18 protein-coding genes are annotated in these 20,124 nt (G+C 32.0%); 11 read left to right on the top strand and 7 right to left on the bottom strand.

Annotated features, from left to right (window positions below; all coding sequences use genetic code 11):
- Positions 1–14 precede the first annotated feature (14 nt).
- Genes asnB through C8N41_RS13730 form a run of 3 tightly spaced genes read left to right on the top strand, consistent with a single transcriptional unit; the run spans position 15 to position 3,686 of the window.
- Positions 15–1,919, top strand: a complete 1,905-nt coding sequence (gene asnB, locus C8N41_RS13740) for an asparagine synthase (glutamine-hydrolyzing) (protein ID WP_115839697.1) — start codon at positions 15–17, stop codon at positions 1,917–1,919.
- 6 nt (positions 1,920–1,925) lie between these two features.
- A complete protein-coding gene (locus tag C8N41_RS13735) occupies positions 1,926–3,062 on the top strand; it encodes a glycosyltransferase family 4 protein (protein ID WP_115839696.1) in 1,137 nt (378 codons plus the stop codon).
- A 12-nt stretch (positions 3,063–3,074) separates the two neighbouring features.
- Complete coding sequence (locus C8N41_RS13730; protein ID WP_092447681.1) at positions 3,075–3,686, top strand: sugar transferase; 612 nt, start codon at positions 3,075–3,077, stop codon at positions 3,684–3,686.
- Here C8N41_RS13730 and C8N41_RS13725 read toward each other — a convergent pair.
- Both C8N41_RS13725 and C8N41_RS13720 read right to left on the bottom strand, forming a co-directional pair.
- On the bottom strand, positions 3,673–4,329 hold the full coding sequence (locus C8N41_RS13725; protein ID WP_115839695.1) for an HAD family hydrolase: 657 nt from the start codon (positions 4,327–4,329) through the stop codon (positions 3,673–3,675). The two genes, C8N41_RS13730 and C8N41_RS13725, sit on opposite strands and share 14 nt — an antisense overlap.
- Entirely contained in the window at positions 4,313–5,284 is a 972-nt protein-coding gene (locus C8N41_RS13720) for an ATP-grasp domain-containing protein (protein WP_115839694.1), read from the bottom strand. The genes C8N41_RS13725 and C8N41_RS13720 overlap by 17 nt, the downstream gene beginning before the upstream one ends.
- A gap of 226 nt (positions 5,285–5,510) precedes the next feature.
- Here C8N41_RS13720 and C8N41_RS13715 point away from each other — a divergent pair, with 226 nt between their 5' ends.
- Positions 5,511–6,521, top strand: a complete 1,011-nt coding sequence (locus C8N41_RS13715) for an endonuclease/exonuclease/phosphatase family protein (RefSeq protein ID WP_115839693.1) — start codon at positions 5,511–5,513, stop codon at positions 6,519–6,521.
- Between the two features lie 160 nt (positions 6,522–6,681).
- Here the strand turns inward: C8N41_RS13715 and C8N41_RS13710 are convergent, their stop codons facing one another.
- Complete coding sequence (locus C8N41_RS13710; RefSeq protein ID WP_115839692.1) at positions 6,682–7,647, bottom strand: glycosyltransferase family 2 protein; 966 nt, start codon at positions 7,645–7,647, stop codon at positions 6,682–6,684.
- 383 nt (positions 7,648–8,030) lie between these two features.
- On the opposite strand from C8N41_RS13710, the gene C8N41_RS13705 reads away from it, so the two are divergent.
- The 4 genes from C8N41_RS13705 to C8N41_RS13690 are packed head-to-tail and all read left to right on the top strand — an operon-like array spanning position 8,031 to position 14,256.
- Positions 8,031–9,155, top strand: a complete 1,125-nt coding sequence (locus tag C8N41_RS13705; protein WP_115839691.1) for a DegT/DnrJ/EryC1/StrS family aminotransferase — start codon at positions 8,031–8,033, stop codon at positions 9,153–9,155.
- The gene (locus C8N41_RS13700; protein ID WP_115839690.1) at positions 9,152–11,047 is read left to right on the top strand and encodes a polysaccharide biosynthesis protein; all 1,896 of its coding nucleotides are present in this window, start codon (positions 9,152–9,154) and stop codon (positions 11,045–11,047) included. Before C8N41_RS13705 ends, C8N41_RS13700 begins: the two co-directional genes overlap by 4 nt.
- Positions 11,048–11,084: 37 nt before the next feature.
- Positions 11,085–11,861, top strand: coding sequence for a polysaccharide biosynthesis/export family protein (locus C8N41_RS13695; protein WP_092443141.1), 777 nt, complete (start codon positions 11,085–11,087; stop codon positions 11,859–11,861).
- 25 nt (positions 11,862–11,886) lie between these two features.
- Positions 11,887–14,256: a GumC family protein gene (locus C8N41_RS13690; protein WP_115839689.1), complete on the top strand. Its 2,370-nt coding sequence runs from the start codon at positions 11,887–11,889 to the stop codon at positions 14,254–14,256.
- A 117-nt stretch (positions 14,257–14,373) separates the two neighbouring features.
- Here the strand turns inward: C8N41_RS13690 and C8N41_RS13685 are convergent, their stop codons facing one another.
- A complete protein-coding gene (locus C8N41_RS13685; protein ID WP_092443145.1) occupies positions 14,374–15,546 on the bottom strand; it encodes a proline dehydrogenase family protein in 1,173 nt (390 codons plus the stop codon).
- 99 nt (positions 15,547–15,645) lie between these two features.
- Here C8N41_RS13685 and aroB point away from each other — a divergent pair, with 99 nt between their 5' ends.
- Positions 15,646–16,716: a 3-dehydroquinate synthase gene (gene aroB, locus C8N41_RS13680; RefSeq protein ID WP_115839688.1), complete on the top strand. Its 1,071-nt coding sequence runs from the start codon at positions 15,646–15,648 to the stop codon at positions 16,714–16,716.
- On the opposite strand, the gene C8N41_RS13675 is transcribed toward aroB, so the two are convergent.
- From C8N41_RS13675 to C8N41_RS13665, 3 genes are all read right to left on the bottom strand, one after another.
- Positions 16,713–17,228 carry a DinB family protein gene (locus tag C8N41_RS13675; RefSeq protein WP_115839687.1) on the bottom strand — a complete coding sequence of 172 codons (516 nt, stop codon included), beginning with the start codon at positions 17,226–17,228 and terminating at the stop codon, positions 16,713–16,715. The two genes, aroB and C8N41_RS13675, sit on opposite strands and share 4 nt — an antisense overlap.
- A gap of 66 nt (positions 17,229–17,294) precedes the next feature.
- A complete protein-coding gene (locus tag C8N41_RS13670) occupies positions 17,295–17,774 on the bottom strand; it encodes an Lrp/AsnC family transcriptional regulator (protein ID WP_092443151.1) in 480 nt (159 codons plus the stop codon).
- 74 nt (positions 17,775–17,848) lie between these two features.
- Complete coding sequence (locus C8N41_RS13665; RefSeq protein WP_115839686.1) at positions 17,849–18,991, bottom strand: M14 family metallopeptidase; 1,143 nt, start codon at positions 18,989–18,991, stop codon at positions 17,849–17,851.
- 304 nt (positions 18,992–19,295) lie between these two features.
- Here C8N41_RS13665 and C8N41_RS13660 point away from each other — a divergent pair, with 304 nt between their 5' ends.
- Together C8N41_RS13660 and C8N41_RS13655 are read left to right on the top strand one after the other, a co-directional pair.
- On the top strand, positions 19,296–19,682 hold the full coding sequence (locus C8N41_RS13660; protein ID WP_115839685.1) for a helix-turn-helix domain-containing protein: 387 nt from the start codon (positions 19,296–19,298) through the stop codon (positions 19,680–19,682).
- Positions 19,683–19,723: 41 nt separating this feature from the next.
- Positions 19,724–20,110: a hypothetical protein gene (locus C8N41_RS13655; protein ID WP_115839684.1), complete on the top strand. Its 387-nt coding sequence runs from the start codon at positions 19,724–19,726 to the stop codon at positions 20,108–20,110.
- Positions 20,111–20,124: the final 14 nt, after the last annotated feature.

The following is a 20,124-nucleotide window of genomic DNA, read 5'->3' as shown; positions in this document are numbered from 1 at the left end:
TAAACATTTTAAATATGTGTGGAATTAACGGCATAATTGCCAAAACGAACAGAAAAAAAGACGATATCACCTCCATCCTTAACTCCATGAATGACCTCATTATTCATAGAGGACCGGATGAAGACGGCGTATTTTCTGAAGAAAACGACCAATTCACAGTTGGTATGGCAATGCGTAGGTTGTCTATTATTGATTTATCATCAGGTCAACAACCTATCTTTTCAGATGATCAACAAATTGTTATTGTATTCAATGGCGAAATCTATAATTACAAAGTCTTAAAATCGAAATTAGAATCCGAAGGCGTTACTTTTGAAACATCTAGTGATACCGAAGTCATCTTAAAAGCCTATGAAAAATACGGAGTAGAATCCTTTCAATGGCTAGATGGCATGTACGGTTTTAGCATCTATGATAAAAATCTTAACAAACTATTTATTGCACGCGATTTCTTTGGAGAAAAACCATTGTATTACACGCATACTGACAAGGAATTTATTTGGGCGTCAGAATTAAAATCTATAATTAATACATTAGACTTCAGACCTAACATTTCAAAAAAAGGCTTGAATCTTTATTTTAGACTAACGTATATCCCAGCACCACACACCATTTACGAGAATATTTTTAAACTTGAAGCTAATCATTATATCGCATATGATTTAACGTCGCATGATACTACAATTCATAAAATAAACGCTGAACCTAAACCTAAAGCGTCTAACATTTCTTTCGAGGATGCTAAAGCCAAAACTAAAGACCTCGTATATAAAAGTGTAGATAGCAGATCTATAGCAGATGTTGGTTTAGGTACATTTTTATCTGGTGGTGTAGATTCCTCTATTATTTCGTTGTGTTTGGCGCAAACCACAGATAAAAAAATTGATACGTTTTCTATCGGATTTAAAAAAGCATCCTATGATGAGACTGATAAATCGAGAATAGTAGCCAAACAATTAAAAAGTAATCATCACGAATTTATAATCGATGAGAATGATCTTAAAAATAACATTCATGAAATTTTAATAAATTTTGATGAACCTTTCTCTGATACCGCTGCTCTGCCTACTCACCTATTGTCTGAAAAAACAAGAGAACATGTTACTGTTGCCCTAACTGGTGATGGTGGTGATGAAGTATTTGGTGGCTACAATAAGTATTACATTGGTAAAATGAATAAAAAATACACTAGTGTTATTCCAAAAGGACTTCATAAATCTATTGCAGGTTTAAGTAACAAATACCTCATTAATAAGGATGATACGCGTGGTAGAAAATTTCAAATTAATAAACTCTTAAACTCTATTGACTATGACGGCGAGTTCTATTGGAATATAGTTTCTTTAGCGAATACAAGTAAGCAATTAGAGGAAATTATGTCTCCAGATTATTTTGAATCCAATATTTTTAAAGAATACAAAGCAGTCTTAGGAAAACAAAAAATTGAAACCTTAACCGATTTTAGGCTTGTTGACAAAATACTGAGTTTAGAAGGTGGTATGTTAGCTAAAGTCGATAGAACAAGCATGTTAACTTCTTTAGAATGTAGAGCTCCTTTTTTAAACAAAAAATTGTGGGAATTTACAAATACCTTGCCAGAACACTATTTAATGAAAGGCTGGAATAAAAAACACATTTTAAAAGAAGCTTTTAGAGATCAGTTCCCAAAAGATTTTCTTGAAAAAGGTAAAAGTGGATTTGGTAGTCCTACAGGAGATTGGTTAAGACAAAGCCTTAGAAAAGAATTAGAAAGTTATATTGAACCACAGTTATTAAAATCTCAAGGTATATTTAATGCTGACGTGATCACTAAATTAGTTACAGATCATTTAGAAAGCAAAAAAGATAGCACGTTTAGAGTTTGGTCTTATTACTGTTTCCAGAAATGGTACAAATTTAATTTCTTAAAACAAGCCTAGTTAAAGATGGATAAAAAAAGAATATTACTTATAGCATCTCTATCGGGTTCTTTAATAAATTTTAGAGGAGACTTTATTAAAAGTATGGTAGACCAAGGGTTTCAAGTTTTTGCAGCTGCACCAGAGCATCCAGTTGATATACAAACTAAACTAAAAGAATTAGGTGCAATTCCTGTCGAATTCAATTTAAATAGAACAGGCCTTAACCCTATCAAAGATCTTCAATCTATAAAGGAACTAAAAGCTCTTATTAAAAAGCACCATATAGATCTGGTATTTCCTTATACCGTGAAACCCGTTATTTATGGCTCAATTGCGGCTAATCAATGTAATGTCCCTGTTATTTCTTTAATCACAGGTTTAGGATACGCTTTTACTGGTTTATCTACGAAAGCTCGATTATTACAACGATTCAATGAAACCTTATACAAGCTTTCTATTCGAAAAAATAAAGTTATTGTCTTCCAAAACAAAGATGACTACCAATTATTTTTAGATAGAAAAATTATATCTAAGAATCAAAAAGTGGCGTTTGTAAGTGGCTCTGGCGTTAATCTTAATCGATTTAGTTTTAAGGAAAAACAACCGTCAGAGCATGTTAGCTTTCTATTAGTCGCAAGGCTAATAAAAGAAAAAGGTATAGCATTTTACATGGATGCAGCTAAAATATTAAAAGCTAAATATCCTAAAACAGAATTTCATTTAATTGGTTCACCCGAAACGTCTCCTTCCGCAATTAGCGTAGACGAACTAAATACACTGCACAAAGATGGTATTATCGTATTTCATGGTGAACAAAGCAATATCTCTGAACACCTTCATAATAATGATATTTTTGTATTACCAAGCTACTATAGAGAAGGTTTACCAAGAACGACCTTAGAAGCGTGTGCTTGTGGAAACCCTATTATCACAACGGACTCAGTAGGCTGTAGAGAATCTGTAAAAGAAGGAGTTAACGGATTTTTAATTCAGCCTCAAAATTTAGAAGCCTTAATTAAACCGATGGAATTTTTTATTACACATCCAGAAAAAATCAAGGAAATGGGTAGGAATAGCAGAACGTATGCCGAGGAACGATTTGACGTTACCATAATAAACAACGATTTGTTACAATTGATAAAAGCAGCTTTTAAATCATAACACATTATGAATATTTATAAGACACTCATCAAACGTATTTTCGATTTTTTAGCGGCATTCATCGGACTTTTAATGATTTCTCCTTTGTTTATATTTCTTGTTATAAGTCTTTTAATACTAAATAATGGAAAACCTTTTTTCTACCAACTACGTGCTGGAAAAAACGGAAAGCTCTTTACAATTATTAAGTTTAAAACTATGACCGATAAAACCGACAACGAAGGCAACCTCTTACCTGCCATGGAACGCGTTACTAAGGTTGGAAGTATTTGCAGAAAATTATCGCTAGATGAATTGCCTCAACTTATCAATATCATAAAAGGAGACATGAGTTTAATTGGCCCAAGACCCTTATTACCAGAATATTTAGAACGGTATAGTAAAACTCAAAATAGAAGACATGAGGTACTACCAGGAATCACGGGTTGGGCTCAAGTCAATGGAAGAAATGCCATAAGTTGGGAACAAAAATTTGAATATGATGTCTACTATGTAGATCATCAGTCGTTTGCCTTAGATTTAAAAATTATACTGAAAACTATTGACAAGGTGATTAATAGAAAGGATATAAACAATTCAGATAATATAGATATGCCTGAATTTAAAGGCTCTACAGAATCTTAATATCTTTAAAATCTAGAATATAATCGTTCGGTGCACATTCTACATTCGAAAATTTATGAGATTCAAAATGGATATTTTTGCCATTATCAATGAGTGCTACGCTTTTCCATCCTAAAGTGTTAGGAGCAACAAAATCCTTCTTTAGATTATCTGCGATGTAGTAATATTGCACTCCTGAAAATGCTTGTTCAATAGCCTTAAAATTAGCTAAATCGGGTTTTTCTGTACCAATTTCTTCAGAAATAACAATGAAATCTAAATCATTTAAAATACCTAAACTCTTTAATTTAGCCCTTTGCGTTTTTGATCTACCATCGGTAATTATCGCTATGTTACCACCTTTAGACTTTATTGCTTCAAAAATATCAAGAACTCCTTCAAACAACTCAATTTCTGGCTGATGATTTCTATACAAGTCCACTAATACGCTTAACTCAATATTATGCGATTCTGCAAGAGTTTTAAACACATTTATTTTACAGCGATACAACGAAAACATCTTTGAATACAATGGTTTCCAGTTGTCTAAGTCTAAAAACTTAGCTATTGATCTGTATGCGGATTTTAAAAAATCTAATTCGTTATATAAAGTATCATCTAAGTCAAAGACAACTACCGTATGTGTATCAACCTTTATATCCATGCACTAAAACTTCATCATCATAACGAATCATTAATAAATCACTTTCCCAACTCTCAAATTGATCTCCTATTGTATTTTTGAGAAGATACTCTTCAATAATCCATTTAGAAAAATTAGCCCCAGATAGATATGACAACGGATATCCTCCTCCAAATCTTGGGTTAATTTCTATAGCATAAATTTTTTCAGAATTATTTTTGTGAACAAAAAACTGAGCGGTTAGGCAGCCAACAGCTCCTGTAATATACTTTAAGTTTTTCTTTAAATAAGACACCAATACATTATTAGAAGTCAAAGCTTTATACACTTCACCATCTCTCACTTCTAATCGTTTACGAGGCACTACACACCTCAAATTATGATCCTTACTAAAATATAAATCACATGTAAATTCATCAAAATCATCATGATCTAAATATTCTAAAAACATTAATTTATCATTAGTAAAATGATAGTCTATTAGCTCTTCTTCAGCTTTAATAATATAAGTATCCACACTTCTACTCCCATCTATAGGCTTAATAAAAAGTGGTAATTCATAATTATCTTTAGCGTATTCCTTAGCTACATTTACGTTATGTTCTATAAAAAACTCATGAATTACACGTTTATTTCTACATTTAGACACAAAATCAGTCGATGAAATAACAACTTCAATACCTTCTTGTGTAAAAATTTCTTTGTTTTTAGCGAGTTCAAGAAGTTCTGTGTCAATTGTTGGTATAACCAACTTAATATCGTGAAGTTTACAAAATCCAATTAAATCTTCAATATAATTAGGATCATCTAACCGCGCTACTTTAAAAAAACCATCTGCAATTTGACAAGCTGCTGACAATATAGGACTAGCGTCTGCAGCAAACACTTTACCATGTGGGAAAATAGTTTTTAACTCTTTTTGAAAGGATCTTACAAGAGAGACTCTTCTTCCTGCAGAAGTTATTAATATATTCATGCTTCTAATTTAGTTTTACTTTAAGCAATTACAACTTAAAAGTTTATAAATATAGCATTGTTAAAACAATACCTTTTATTGAAACAACATAAAACCCAGTATTAGGTTGTAAAATACAAATATACCATATCAGCGCGTATCTTCAATTATTAAAAAATCATTATGTTTACTCCTAAAATCAAGGTGAAAACATGAGCATACAATCTATAAGTTGTTAATTATTGAAATGAAATTAAAATTCGACATCATAGACAAAATTTCTATTGGTTTTACGTTCGCAATATTTATTGGAGTGATAAGTTCTTATATCAATTTAGGCATCTTGTCCGTTTTTTTTAGCGTTATTATGCCGCTTCTATTTTTGTGTAATACACTTCTAGCTATTTACGGATTATTTAAAAAAAAATACTTTTACATTACCGGAACATTACTCTATTTATTTTGTTTCACTTTCTTTTTTCAAGTATCTTATACACCTAAAGACAAAGACAATAATACCGTTAGTATTCTTTCTTATAATGTAAGAGCATTTCAGCAATATATTAGTAAAAATAAAAATGCTTCAACTGAAATTATAAAATTCATTGACTCCTTAGGCGCAGATATTGTAGTTTTCCAAGAGTCCTCATATAAAGATAGCAGGAATGTTCAAGGCTATCCATATCACTTCTTAGGATATAGAGCACACATTGATAAATCTTTACTTACCATATACTCAAAGTATCCAATAATTAATAAGGGCTTTATAGACTTCCCTAACTCAAAGAATAATGCCATATATGCTGATATAAAAATAAATGAAGACACGCTAAGAGTGTACAACGCTCATCTACAGTCTTACGTTATTTCACCATATATTCTTACTCAGAAATACAGTGATTTTTCATATTGGAAAAGCTTAAATTCTAAAATCAAAAAACAAGTAGAACAAGCCAAACTTATAAAGCATCATGCCAATAAAACGAATAATAATGTTATAATTTGTGGAGACTTTAACGCAACTCCATATAGTCAAACTTATAGAATTTTGAAAAAAAACTTTAAAGACTCATACTTGAGCTCTGGAAATGGTTTTGGTGAAACTTACTCCCGTCTATATTATCCATTACGATTAGATTATTTTCTTAGTAGCGGTAATATAAATGTTATAAATCATTATAATTACGATGTCAACTTATCAGACCACGAACCCATTTCAATAAAGTTCAAAATTAAACAAGACACCTTAAAGCACTAATAACAATATAATTGCACAAATAAATAATCACACATTCTTTCTGCATAATTTTGCATTAAAGTGATGAGACACTTTTTATTTCTTATTTTAATATGTATTATCTACGATTAAATATTCTCCTCATATTCATGGTTATTAAACAAACCTTTTGAGTAGAAATTTACTTCATAAACCCTCTAAAGGGCCAAACCACTACAATCAAAATCTTTAAAATAAACGAATCAACTGCCTTTAAATAAGCCTTCAACGGGTAATTAAGCAACGTAGAAGACCGAAGAGTGATATACAATGTTTTTAAAAAGTATATTGGCGATTTAAAAAAATAGTCTTTAAAAAACCAATTGAGTTCCGATAAGCCATTTAAAACTGGACCAAAAGCATTCTTAGATGTCATCGCTGTGTTCATTATTGACCCCTCAACTCCGACATTATAAATACGAAGCTTTTGGTTGACACACTTCGTTAAAAAACCACTTCTTGCGACTGTATTCCATATTATACTTTCAAAAATATATCCGCGTCCTAGTATATCTGGATTAACCACAATATCTTTTAATATATCCGTTTTTGTAAAGCCCCATTTTTCTCCAATAATTTGCTTATTCAATTTCGCTTCAAAGGTGTGACAATATAAAGGGTTTTCTGGAAAAGGTTCACCTATTAGATTACCGTATTGGTCATTACACAACACCGTTACAGCTCCTACTTTAGGCTTTAAATTCTCTGAAATACCCTCGTACTCATTATTAAATACTTCAAGAGCGTGTGGATAGCATTCATCGTCCCCATCAAACGGAAGTAAAAATTCACCCTCAGCCAATGCTATAGCTTGAAGAAAACAACTCATTTTATGTTTATTCTCTAGGTTATTAATATACCTAACTTTAAGCGGTGAAGAAGCCACTAACTTGGTAATCACCTCATGTGATTTATCTGTCGATGCATCATTAATCACCAACCATTCAAAATCCTTAAAGGTTTGGTTTAACAGTGATTCGTGTACTTTAAGAATGGACTTTTCACAATTAAAAACAGGTGTAAACACTGTAAACCTATATGAGTATGATCTAGGCTTCAGTTCTTTATAAAAAGGCATTAAATCCTTAAAGTTCATTGTATTTTCCATAATTCACAAGTCTATGTTCAATATGATATTACTTTAATAAATATGCCTAAATATAATATTGTTAACAGAACCCTTTATATTGTTACGTTATAAAGTCAATAATTTAGGTCGAAAAAATTACATTGTCTATAAACTTCAAAATATAACGAAATCAAATCATTTTAAATTAGTTACAATTATCCGTCCTCATTAATAAAGAAAAAAAGAACCTTTCAACTAATGGTGACTATTCAAAACGTAAATATCTGCTTTTTATCGTTTTATTCTATGGGTTTCAACATAATAACAGATATTTATCATATAATTTAAATTGTGTCCCAAATCCCTCTAAATGACATGAAATTGAATAGTAATCCCTAATTAATTACTTAACAATTTTACTTATGAACCCTAAAATATGGCTATCATCACCACATATGAGTGGTAATGAACTTAAATACATAACAGAAGCATTCGACACAAATTGGGTCGCTCCACTAGGTCCAAATGTCAATGGCTTTGAAAACGACATTCAAACTTACCTTAACGAGGACCGACATGTTGCTGCATTAGCTTCTGGAACTTCCGCATTGCATTTAAGCTTAATCTTATTGGGTGTTAGTCAAGGTGACGAAGTCATTTGTCAGAGTAAAACATTTTCAGCATCTGCCAACCCTATAGTTTATCAAGGAGCTTCACCTATTTTTATAGATAGCGAAAAGGACACTTGGAACATGTGTCCTGTGCAACTTGAAATTGCTATTAAAGACAGAATCGCTAAAGGAAAGACACCTAAAGCTATTATTGCAGTACATTTATACGGTATGCCTTATAAGGTAGATGAGATTAACAAAATTGCAGTAAAATACAATATTCCTGTGGTCGAAGATAGCGCAGAGTCACTTGGAAGCCAATATAAAAATAAAAACTGCGGTACGTTTGGGGACTTCTCCATCTTATCATTTAACGGCAATAAAATTATAACAACCTCTGGAGGAGGTGCTTTAATTACTAAAACACTTAAACTTAAAGAAAAAGCTGTATTCTTAGCAACACAAGCCAGAGATAGCGCACCGCATTACCTACACTCGGAAATTGGATATAACTATCGAATGTCTAATATAGTGGCAGGTATAGGTCGAGGACAAATGACAATATTAGATAATCATGTTGCAAAACGTCGTTCTAATTATAAATTCTATGTCGAGTCTCTTAAGAATAACGAGAAAATCACCTTTCTTCAAGAACCAAAAGGGTATTTCTCTAATCGATGGCTATCGTGTATCCTTTTAGACTCTAAAGAAACTCGTGAAGGCTTAAGACTAGCCTTAGAAAAAGAAAACATTGAATCTAGACCTTTGTGGAAACCAATGCACCAGCAGCCCGTTTTTAAAGAATATCCTAGTTATACAAATGGTGTATCTGATGAACTTTTTAATAGAGGATTATGTTTACCTAGCGGATCTAATTTAACTAAAAATGAATTAGATAGAATTATTTCTGCAATAAATGCGTATTTTGTAACATGATAGTTAAGATACTAAATAGGATATCTGAAAAATATGCTTCAAAATGGCTTGTTCTATTATTTGACGTTGTCATAGTTATTGCTGCATTCTTCTTGGCATATCTTATTCGTTTTAATTTTCAAATTGATTTTGATTTTATCAATCTACTCAATCAAGTACCATACGTGGCAATTATTGCTGCGATAAGTTTTATTGCTGTTGGATCATACAAAGGAGTCGTAAGATTTACAGGGTTTAAGGACATTATTAATGTTATTATTGGTGCTAATATTTTGGCTACTATTTTAATTATCTGTACCTTTTTAAGCAGAAAAACATTAGGTACTTCTAGCCTATTTAATATTTCCGGATCTATTATCTATATTCATTTGTTGTTAAACATATTGTTTCTCATTGGAGCTAAACTGTTTATAAAATCTGTATATAATCACATCACACGAGACTTTCAATCTACTTCTAATGTATTAATTTTTGGAGCAGGAAACTCTGGAATGCTAACGTACGATGCTATTCAAAACGATACTAAAAACGGTTTCGAAGTTGTAGGTTTTATTGATGATGACGAACGTAAAATTGGAAAAAAAATAAACCTTGTAAAAGTATATAACCTAGATTCAATAAATGAAAAATTTATTAAACACAATAAGATTGAAGATGTTATAATTTCTATTCAAAATATAGATCCTACTAGGTTACTTCAAATTACTGGTAGCCTTTTTTCACTAGGACTTAAAGTAAAAATCGTACCACCTGTACAAAGTTGGATTGATGGAGACTTAAGCGTCGGGCAGATAAAAGAAGTTAAAATTGAAGATCTTTTAGGAAGAGACCCTATAAATATTAAAAACCCAGATTTAGAGGAACAATACGACAATAAAGTTATTCTTATTACAGGAGCAGCTGGCTCAATTGGAAGCGAAATATGTAGAAAAATAAGCCTCTATAACTATAAGAAATTAATTTTAGTTGATAATGCTGAGTCAGCACTTTACGACATTCAACAAGAATTTAGACAAAATGGTCTAGAGCATATTGAAGCTATTGTGGCCGACGTGCGAAATAAAACCAGAATTGACCAAATATTTTACCAACACAAACCCAAAATTATATTCCACGCAGCAGCTTATAAACACGTGCCTTTAATGGAAAATAATCCATTTGAAGCAGTAAGCGTTAATATCGGAGGCACTAAAAATGTTGCAGATATCGCTGTTAAACATAGTGTTGATAAATTTGTATTAATTTCTACAGACAAAGCCGTTAACCCAACCAATGTTATGGGAGCCACAAAACGTATTGCTGAATTATACGTGTCGTGTCTAAAAGGTAAAGGACATACAAGGTTTATTACCACCAGATTTGGAAATGTCTTAGGATCTAACGGTTCTGTGATTCCGCTATTTAAAAAGCAGATAGAAAAAGGAGGGCCACTAACCGTCACTCATAAAGATATTACGCGCTATTTTATGACGATACCTGAAGCATGTCAATTAGTTCTAGAAGCTGCAGCTATGGGTAATGGAGGCGAAATTTTTGTTTTTGATATGGGAGAGCCTATTAAAATTTTCAACTTAGCTACAAACATGATTATTTTATCAGGCTTAAGATATCCTGAAGATATTGATATTAAAATTACAGGACTCAGACCAGGTGAAAAGATCTATGAAGAACTTTTAGCCGATGGTGAAAACACTAAAAAAACCTATCATGAAAAGATTATGATTGCAAAATCTAGACATGTTGATATTATTAATGTGGAGAAACAAATTAATAAACTTACCGATATAAACTCTTTAACGCAACCATTAGAAATTGTTTCTTCAATTAAGCTATTAATTCCAGAATATATCTCAAACAATTCAACATATGAAGTGTTGGATTCTAAAAAGTAATCCATACTTTTATTTAAACTTATAACAAATCTTTATAATGAAAACGCGCCTTCTAATCATCAGCATACTAGCAATAATTACTGCAACATCATGTGGCTCTCGAAAAGACTTAATCTACTTTCAAGATGAGCCACTTTCAAAAGGACTTTTATCTTCTGAACCTACAGAATTAATATACAAACCAGACGATATTCTCACTATTAACGTTACAGCGTTAGACCCAGCAACTGTGATGCCTTTTAATTTACCTGCGGTTTCTCATAATACTTCAGACTTAACAAGTGCACAAGGAAGTTTAACTCAACAAACTTATTTAGTTGATAAAAATGGTAATATTGAGTTTCCTGTCTTTGGAACTTTAAAGGTTGAAGGGCTCACAAGAACCGAATTAACAAATCTATTGGTAGAACGTATTAGCACTATGGCAAAAGATCCTATTGTTAATGTGAGACTAGCCAACTTTACAGTGACGGTTTTAGGAGAAGTTAATAGCCCAGGAACCTTTACGATGCAAGATGAAAGAGTGACGATATTAGAAGCCCTTGGCTATGCTAATGATCTTACTATTTATGGTAAAAGAACTAACATTAAGCTCATTAGAGAAGTTGATGGTAAAAAGAAATTTGCCAATATAGACTTAACTTCCGTAAATTCAATTAACTCTCCTTTATATTATTTACAACAAAATGATGTTATATACGTGGAGCAAAATAATGCAAGAGTCCGATCCTCTACTTATAATCAAAATAATAGCGTGTTAATTTCAGCGATTGGAACCTTAACCACCGTTATTGCCGTATTTTTAATAAAATAACTTAGTAATTACAATCTAGTATTACATGGAATCTAAAAATATTATAATAACAAAACAACTTAAGAAAACAATAAACTTATACCTATCTAAGTGGAAGTTAATATCATTTTTTGTGATTATCGCATTAGCCCTTGCTTATACATATTTGCGCTACTCAACTAATCTGTACCAAGCTTCCGCTACTATTAGGATTAAAGACGATAAAGAATCTCAAAAACTACCAAGCTTAGCTGAACTAAGCGGAAGTAATCTTCTATCTGGTAAAACTAACCGTATAGAAGATGAGATCGCCGTCATGACGTCGAGGTCTTTAATTTCTAATATTGTTAAAAAATTAAATCTTAATATCACTTATTACAAACAAGGAAAGATAAAAGAACATGAAATTTATGAAAACCCACCGATAAAAATAAATTTTTTCGCTCACGATTCTATTGTACATCAAATAGATACAACACTTTTTATTAAAATAAAGTCTCCTTCAGAATTTCTAATGTTCAAAGACGACGGAAAATCGCTTATGGATCGCGATGATGCCTTAGGCAAAACCTTTTCATTCGGAGATCGTATAAAAACAGGATTTGGTGATATTGTTATTGTTCCAAATATAGGAAACCACAGTCCAACAACGGGCAGTAATTTAAGAGTATCTATTCGACGTATTTCTTCTGTTGTTGGCATGTATCAGTCAAGCCTCTCAATATCCAATGGAGAAAAATCTAGTGTGGTAAAACTAGGACTGAAAGACAACATTCCTAAAAGAGCTATAAATTTTCTAAATCAATTAATTAAAGAATATAACAACGATGTTATTACTGATAAAGAGGAGGTAGTAAAAGTCACCTCCGATTTTATAAACAATCGATTAGAATTAGTATTTAAAGAATTAGAAGAAGTTGATTTTACCGCAGAACAGCTTCAAAAACGAAACAATCTCACCGCTCTTGGTGCACAAGCCGATATTTATCTACAAAGTGAAAGACAAAATGAATCTTTAATTAACAGTACCACAAATAATATTCAGTTAATTGACTACATGCAACAAGAAATAAAAGAAAAGAATAAGAACTCTGATCTTTTACCTGTTGATATCGGAATATCGGATGGCAACATAAGTCAAGTTACTCAAACACATAATAACTTAGTTGCCGAGCGCGATAAACTTTTAAAAAACTCAACTGAAAGCAATCCTGTAGTCATTAACTTAAACAATCAAATTAATGCTTTAAAAGAAAACTTATCTAATTCACTTGAAACCATAAAAAAATCAAGTCAAATCACACTGAGTAATCTTAACAAAGAAGATGCAAGAATTAGAGGGCAACTTTATTCGGCTCCGACAAAACAAAAACAACTTCGAAGCATAGAGCGTCAACAAAGTATTAAAGAATCATTGTATCTATATTTATTAGAAAAAAGAGAAGAATCAGCGATAACGCTTGGCATGTTTACTTCGAATGCAAAAGTTATAGACAAGGCTTATTCTACATTCATTCCTGTGGCTCCAAACAGAATGATTACTTATTTGGCAGCGATGCTCTTAGGTTTAGCTATTCCCATAGGCTTTATTTATGTCAAAGACCTATTAGACACAAAAATCTATGATAAAGACGATCTACAAGAGGTACTTAATATTCCTTACATAGGCGATGTCCCTTTAACGAGTAAAAAACGAAAGCTTATTAACAAAGTGGACTACTCTCCTAAAGCTGAAGCCTTTAGAATCATAAGATCTAACATTGATTTTTTATTAAAAAACAATAGCTCTCTCACAAAAAAAGTTTTTATAACTTCTACCAAAGCACAAGAAGGTAAATCGCATACAAGTACCAACTTGGCTACCTCAATTTCATTTTCTGATAAAAGAGTATTACTAATTGAAATGGACATCAGGGTTCCAAAAATTATGAAATACCTTAATGAAAAACCTAATAAAGAAGTTGGGTTATCAGACTACATCGCTAATAAAGACCTTCAGCCTTTTGACATTGTAAATAAGTTAAAAAACAATAAATTTTTAGATGTCATTGCTTCTGGAACCATACCACCAAACCCTTCTGAGCTACTAATGAGCGACAGAATTAAAGATCTCTTTGATTATTTTGAAGGCAAATATGATTATATTATTGTTGACACATCTGCTGTAGGTTTAGTAAGCGACACTTTATTAGTATCAAAATTTGCAGATATCTTTATCTATGTTGTCAGCGCAAATAATGTTGATAAAAGACAATTAGCCGCTGTAGCGAAGCCTCTTTATGAAGACAACAGATTACCAAATATGAATATGCTCTTAAACGGAACCAATTTTGACAAAAAGGGATACGGCTATGGTTACGGCTACGGCAACAACCCTCATAAAAAGAAAAAATGGTACCAGTTTAGTAAATCTTAATACCATCATTATAATTGCATAAAAAAAAGAATCCACTAAATAGTATTTAGTGGATTCTTTATCTAAATCATTACTTAAATTATTGTTTTTCTCTTAATGAGGTCAACCGAAAAAGGGTCACAACTTTCTTCTACGTCGTTCTGATTTAAGTAGTGATAATTCGCGACTCGTTTGTCCTGCCACTGAAGTATTCTCCTCTGCCCTTCTAATTAAATAAGGCATAACATCTTTTACCGGTCCAAATGGTATGTACTTAGCAACATTATAGCCTTCAGCTGCCAAATTAAAACTAATATGATCGCTCATACCATATAATTGACCAAACCAAACATTGTTGTCTTCTTTAGAAATATGATGCGTTTTCATAAGCTCCATAGCCAAATAGCAACTTAACTCATTATGTGTTCCAATAAAAACAGAGATGTCTTTTAAATTCTGTAATATATAGTTTAAAGCACCATCAAAATTATCATCTGTAGCTTTTTTATTTTCACATATTGGAGAATCGTAGCCCTTTTCTAAAGCTCTTTCCCGCTCTTTTTCCATATAAGCACCACGCACAATCTTCATACCTATTTTAAAACCTTTTGATTTGGCACGCTCATGTAAACTTTTTAAATAATCTAAACGATCCCAACGGTATAATTGTAATGTATTATAAACTATAGTCACGTCTTTATTATAACGAAACATCATTTCTTCTACCAAATCGTCAGCAGCATCTTGCATCCAACTTTCTTCACCATCAATTAAGACTTCAACATCTTTTTCTTTTGCTAGTTTACATACCTTATCAAAACGATTAACAACTCTTTGCCATTCTGCTTCTTCCTCTTCCGTTAATGCAACTCCTTCTGTCTTTTTCTGATATAATAAAAACCGTCCAAATCCGGTAGGCTTAAAAACAACAATAGGCATTGCTTCTCTATCATCGCAAAAATGAATAATCTTTAATATTTTTTCTAATGCATTATCAAACTGATTTTCTTCTGCTTTCCCCTCCACAGAGTAATCTAAAACGGAACTCACGCCTTCAGTATACAACCTATCAATTACAGGCAAGCAATCGTCTTCATTTACACCTCCGCAGAAATGATCGAATACTGTAGCTCGAATCAGTTTTTCTACAGGCAAGTGTGCTTTTAAAGCAAAATTTGTAGCTACTGTACCAATCCGAACTAAAGGTGCGGACGAAATCATTTTGAACAAAAAATACGCACGATCTAATTCTGAATCAGATTTTAAGGTGAACGCTGTTTTCGTATCTTCAAAGAGTGACCTATTTATCATTAGTAAAAAGAATATAAATGCAAATATATTTATTATAGTCTTACATTTTTTTCTAAAAAGGAAGTATTTTCACGTCATATTTTGCACACAATTTTTAATATGGACTCTATTTCAACAAAAAACGCTGTAGTCTACTTTAACTCTGAGGTTTACACAGCACTAAATGATTATATAAAAACAGTTCAACCGTCTAAGATCTTTGTTCTTGTAGACTCTAATACGCACGATTATTGTTTACCAAAGTTTCTTCAGCGTGTAGAATCTGGTGAAATTGCCGTTGAGGTGATGGAAATGCCAAATGGCGAAGAACATAAATCTATTGATATTTGTACTGGAGTATGGGAAGCGCTCTCTGAATATAATGCTGATCGCAAAAGTTTATTAATCAATTTAGGTGGTGGCGTTGTTACGGATTTAGGTGGTTTTGTGGCGAGTACTTATATGCGTGGCATTTCATATATAAATATTCCAACAAGTTTATTAGCTATGGTCGATGCATCCGTTGGAGGTAAAACAGGTGTTGATTTAGGTACTTTAAAAAACCAGGTTGGTGTTATTAATGAAGGAGAAATGGTTGGTGTAGATACTTCTTTTCTTGATTCACTCCCTCAAAATGAAATGGTATCGGGATTTGCTGAAATGCTTAAACATGGTCTAATTTATGACGAATCGTATTGGAATACTCTAACACATCTCGAAAATTTAGATATTTCAGACTTAGATCGTCTTATTTACGATTCTATTGATATTAAAAATAAAGTTGTAACATCCGACCCAACCGAAAAAGGACTTAGGAAAATATTGAATTTCGGACACACATTGGGTCATGCTATTGAAAGTTATTTCTTAGAAAATGCCGACAAAACACCACTACTCCATGGAGAAGCTATTGCCATAGGCATGATTTTAGAAACCTATCTATCTACTAAGATGTGTGGATTAAGTCAAAACCACTTAGAAACGATAACAAATGGTATTTTAAAAACATTTTCTAAAGTTACAATTACCAAAGCAGACCAAGAACATATTATCGAATTACTCAAATATGATAAAAAGAACAGTCATGGTGTTGTAAAATTTGTACTATTAGAAGCTATTGGCAAACCAAAGCTAGACTGTGTTGTTAGCAATGCGTTAATATTTGAAGCATTCGATTATTATGCGCGTTAAAGATAGCGCTCTTTAATAATCTTTATATGGTGTTTTTCATGTCCACAGATGATATAACCAATGGCTCTAACCGACACCGGAAATCCAGAGGCTTCACCGATATTAAGTAAGGTCGCTGCATCAAAGGATTCAAATAACATTATTGTAGTTTGCCTCACAGTGTTGTACTCCTTTAATAAACTTTCGAAAGATCGGCTATTAGCACAAGCTTGTATCACATAATCATCTTGCTCAAAACCTGCTAATGGCGTTTTATCTCCTCTAGCAATTCTTAAAGCTCTATAGGCAAATATACGCTCAGTATCAATTATATGCAGCAACACATCATGTATTGTCCACTTGCCTTTTGCGTAAGCATAACGATGTTTTTCTATAGGTATAGACAACAAAAATGAATTCACAGCCTCTCCACTTAGCTTCAACCCTTCTAAAAGACCTACATCTTTTACTGCATCTATATAAGGTTGATAAAAAACATTATACTCAGATTTCGAAATAAGACTCAAACTCATAAGCTATAAATTAAAAAAGCCCCAAATTAAAATAACTCAGGGCTTGGTTTATATATTTAATTTTGATTACAATTCATTAAAAATGGTATGCATCAAACGTTTTTTATCATTAAGACTTTCCTCTAACGAAATCATAGTTTCAGTTCTATACACTCCGTCAATATCATCTAACATAAAAATAATATCCTTAGCGTGCATGGTATCTTTTGCTCTAATTTTACAGAAAATATTAAATTTTCCTGTAGTTATATGCGCTACCGTCACATAAGGAATATCTGAAATTCGCTCTAAAACAAATTTAGTTTGCGATGTGTTTTGAAGAAAAACACCAACATAAGCTATAAATGAATAATCTAGCTTTTGGTAATCTAATGTTAAAGATGAACCCATTATAATACCTGCTTCTTCCATCTTTTTAACACGTACATGAACTGTACCTGCAGAAATCAACAATTTTTTTGCAATATCTGTAAACGGAATACGCGTATTATCGATCAACATATCTAGAATTTGGTGATCAACTTCATCTAATTTAAACTTTGCCATACTTATAAAATCTTTAAACTAAATGCAAAAATAAAACATTTACATTAACAAATCTGCATTAAAATTGAATAATTTTAAGGTTTTAATGATATTCTTTCTTTTTTTAACATTACGAAATCGATTTCGAAGCCTATATTTAAGTCCAAATTATCCTCTGTTGTTACTAAAAAACCATTGGCTTCTATTTCTTTATGACCATATTTGTCATTTAGCTCAGAAATTTCCGTAACTGTAGGTATAAATTCAAGTTTACCATCCTTTAAAACTTCTTTATACTGAATAGCTATATCTATCAGAGCGTCATTACAATAACTTTTAGCATTTCGGATAATGACATCGTAAAAGCATTTCGCATTTTCTGGAATATTAAAATAGTTCTTATACCGCGCCATCTCAACTCCATTCATTATAGTTTCAATTCCTTTTAGAATAGCTATATAAGTTAAACGACGCACCTCTTCCCTATTATAATCAGTTTTATAGTGTCCGGACTCATACAACACCGTCGGAACTCCAAAGCTTTGAAACGTATCTCCCACACAATTGAAATTAAAACCATCATCATAACGCCCTATACCATTTGGAATCTCGGATTGTAAAAAGGCGTTTATTTCTGAAATAATAGCCATTGCTTCTTTTCTATTACGCGTTAACTGACGTTCTTCATCTTGTGCCGGAGACAAAAACGATAGTGCAGCTACTTTATTAGTATCTCCTGCGCTAAAAATGGTACGCTGACCATGAAGATTAAAACAGTAATCGGGTTGAAAATCGTTATACACCTGACGTAATACTTGGCTTTCTGGCTGAGATAAGGCTTGTGCATCTCTATTTAAATCCACTTCATTAGCGTTTACACGTGTATAACGTTCAGCACCATCAGGATTTAAAATAGGAATGACCACTAACGTACATTTTTCTAAAATTTGTCTGCCAAGTTCTTCTTCTGTTTCAAAAAGTCGAAAACAATCAAAAAGCGCTTTTGTAGATGTCGATTCGTTGCCATGCATTTGTGACCATAATAAAATTTTTATAGGTCCATTACCAAATTCTAAATGATAAATTGGTCGTTTTTCAACAGAAAACCCTACAGTAGAAATTTTAGGTTTAGACAAATAGTCGAAACATTTTTCTATGTCAGAATTGGTAATATACCGACCATAAAGTTCTGGTGTTTTAACCTCTAAAAAGAGACGGTTTAAAAGCTCTAAATTCATATGATTAAATTATTGGTTACAAATGTAATCATTTACTTTGTTACATTTGTAAACAGAAAAATAGAATTGTTTTGTTACAGAAGTAAACAGTTTTTCAAAACTTTCCACACCTTCATACAACTTCAATTGACAATAATTCAACAAACTTTAAGCTTACTAGTCAATTAACTTAATTTCAGATAATTAAGCCCCTTAATCAAACATTAACTTTAATGTATTTTTTTATTAAATTGTTAAATTCATTTCATACCTAAATACTATTGTTTACATTTGTATCAATACTTTTACAAAACTAAAGTTTACAATGATAAACTCCGTCGATTTCACAAAACGTTTACAAAAAATCATAGATTACTACAGTGAATCTGCCTCTAGTTTTGCAGAAAAAATTGGTGTACAACGCTCTAGTATTTCACATATTTTAAGTGGCAGAAACAAGCCAAGTCTAGACTTTGTTATGAAGGTACTTTCCACCTATCCTGAAGTAGAATTATATTGGCTAATGAATGGTAAAGGTGATTTTCCGAGTAAGCCTAAAATTTCAGAATCTCCACTTTCAAATACAACAGAAACTAAAACGACACCTCCACAACCAGATTTAAATATCGCTTCACATTCTGACTCAGATCAAGAAATAGACAAAATTGTAATCTTTTACAAAAACGGAACATTTAAAAGCTACAAGCCTTAGTATTAAATACACTATTCATTACCTTTGCAAAAAGGATTTTTATGAAGTTTTTGCTCTCTCTATTGTTATTAATATTACTTACTAGCTGCTACTCTATAGAACGCGATTGTTCAGACTTTAAAACAGGAACTTTTGAGTTTTCTTATGTTATAAATGGTAAGGAACACACCTCACGATTTAAACGTACAGAAGACTACAACATAGATTATCACGAAGAAAAAGCAGACTCTTCGTCCATTCGCTGGATTAACGATTGTGAGTTTATATTAAAAAAACTACACCCAACCAGCAATTCGGAAAAAGAAGCTATTCACATGAAGATTTTATCCACAACGGACAATTCCTATACTTTTGAATACAAATTGGCCTTAAAACGCCCAAACAGACCTTCTCGGGTAGAAAAAGGCGTAGCAACTAAAGTTGATTAGATGTTTTCCAAATA

The organism is Winogradskyella sediminis, from assembly GCF_003387355.1.
In the GTDB taxonomy this organism is placed as follows: Bacteria; Bacteroidota; Bacteroidia; order Flavobacteriales; family Flavobacteriaceae; genus Winogradskyella; species Winogradskyella sediminis.
The sequence above is the reverse complement of the archived record's forward strand: the minus strand, read 5'-3'. Positions and strand labels throughout refer to the sequence as shown.